This is a genomic window from Bartonella sp. TT119HLJHH (assembly GCF_042193385.1).
In the GTDB taxonomy this organism is placed as follows: Bacteria; Pseudomonadota; Alphaproteobacteria; order Rhizobiales; family Rhizobiaceae; genus Bartonella.
Genome location: NZ_JBHILS010000081.1, coordinates 1 through 1,650, shown reverse-complemented (window position 1 = coordinate 1,650; position 1,650 = coordinate 1). Strand labels below are relative to the sequence as shown.

The following is a 1,650-nucleotide window of genomic DNA, read 5'->3' as shown; positions in this document are numbered from 1 at the left end:
AATTTCATCAGAATTTATAAACACTGGTTTATTCACAAATGCCTCCATACTGCCTATTGGAAAAAGTTATTTTCTAAGATATGGGATATCTTGATACCAAAATGGTAATTTAAAGTCAATACCAAAATGGTTATTTTTTATTTTTTATTTTTTATGAGTAGAACAAATGGATGAAAAATGGTCAATTAATACGCAAATATTGGAACTATGGAATAAATTGACAGAAGATGAAAAAAGAGAGTTTATTCTTTTTTATCTTGATAAAATGAAGAAAGGAGATCCAGAAGTTTAACCTTATTATCGTAGCTTAGATGCTCTAACATATCTTCAATTTGTTCATCTAAGCTATTAGGCTTATTTCCTGAAAACAACAATTGTTTGGGAGTAATTTTTAAGTGTGGTGCCAAACGTATAGCCCACTCTTTTGTTAATTTTCGTTGCCCATTTTCTAAACGAAAAATTTGTGGCTGACTAGTTCCCACCAATTCGGCTAATTCTTTTGGAGTTAAACCGACTTTTTGTCTGAAAAATTTCAAATTATTCATGATTCTTATCCTAATTAAAAAAAAAATCCTTTCAAATGCCAATATGGTAAAATTTCCTTGTTTTAATAATACCGATATGGTATAAAAAGGAATGTCTAAACTAAAACTGTATTTATCAAAGAATAATATTACTTATGCCGAGTTTGCGATTTTGGTAGGTGTTACGCAAGCATCTGTAGCACGCTATGTAAATAAGAAGCGATTTCCGCATCCTAAGATAATAAAAAAGATAGCAGAAGTTACCGATAATTACATAAGCCCTAGCGATTGGTATCAAGAGAATTTTCCTTCAATTGCAAAAAGTTCCGGCGTTGATAGCGCGCGTGAGACTTTGCAGCCTTAAGGAGGTGATGATGGCTGTAGAAAAGAAATACGAACTTACTGATGAAACAATTGAGTTTGATGGCAGAACACTTCACCGCATTCGTGCACTGAGAGACTTTGGTGATGTTAAAGCAGGTGATTTAGGAGGCTATATAGAGAAAGAAGACAACCTAAGTCATGAAGGTGATTGTTGGGTTGGGAATAGGGCATGGGTTTATGGTGATGCACGTGTTTTTGGCAATGCCAAGGTTCTTGGTTTTTCTCATGTTTATGACAATGCCCGTGTTTATGAGAATGCCAATGTTCTTTTAGCAGCTGCGATTTATGGCAACGCCAAGGTTTGTGGTAATGCGCATGTATTTGGCAATGCTAGGGTTTACGGTCAAGCCGCGGTTTTTGGTAATGCTTACGTTTACGATAATATCCATGTTTATGGCAACGCCAAGGTTTATGGCAACGCCAAGGTTTGTGGTTATGCCAAGGTTTGTGATGCTGCTAAGGTGTTCGGTCATGCCGTGGTTTATGGTAAGTCCAAGATTTATGGAAATGCATATGTTTGCGGCACTGAAGAATATGGTGGCGACAGAGTTTATATGTGTTCACATAATGCAAATGAAGCGCATAAGAATGATGATGGTAAGTCTCGTGTAGAGCTTATACCGCCGTTGGCACTGCTTGAAATTGGTAAAGTTTTAGAGTTTGGGGCAAAGAAGTACGGAGCAAACAATTGGCGTAATGGCATGCACTGGAGCAGGTTTCACGGTGCTGCTTTACGTCATTT

3 protein-coding genes are annotated in these 1,650 nt (G+C 36.7%); 2 read left to right on the top strand and 1 reads right to left on the bottom strand.

The annotated features are described in order from the left end of the window. Positions 1 to 242 precede the first annotated feature (242 nt). Positions 243 to 545, bottom strand: coding sequence for a helix-turn-helix domain-containing protein (locus ACFIJL_RS09315; protein WP_183229374.1), 303 nt, complete (start codon positions 543 to 545; stop codon positions 243 to 245). Between the two features lie 91 nt (positions 546 to 636). Between ACFIJL_RS09315 and ACFIJL_RS09310 the strand changes: the two genes are divergently transcribed. Both ACFIJL_RS09310 and ACFIJL_RS09305 read left to right on the top strand, forming a co-directional pair. Further along, positions 637 to 888, top strand: a complete 252-nt coding sequence (locus ACFIJL_RS09310) for a helix-turn-helix transcriptional regulator (RefSeq protein ID WP_273791720.1) — start codon at positions 637 to 639, stop codon at positions 886 to 888. Positions 889 to 898: 10 nt separating this feature from the next. Further along, a partial coding sequence (locus ACFIJL_RS09305; RefSeq protein WP_375624411.1) for a dATP/dGTP diphosphohydrolase domain-containing protein occupies positions 899 to 1,650 on the top strand: 752 nt, incomplete at its 3' end.

What these genes read in the sequence shown, in the direction of transcription:
- ACFIJL_RS09315 (WP_183229374.1), bottom strand. Translation starts at nt 545, where the DNA reads ATGAATAATTTGAAATTTTTCAGACAAAAAGTCGGTTTAACTCCAAAA.
- ACFIJL_RS09310 (WP_273791720.1), top strand. Translation starts at nt 637, where the DNA reads ATGTCTAAACTAAAACTGTATTTATCAAAGAATAATATTACTTATGCC.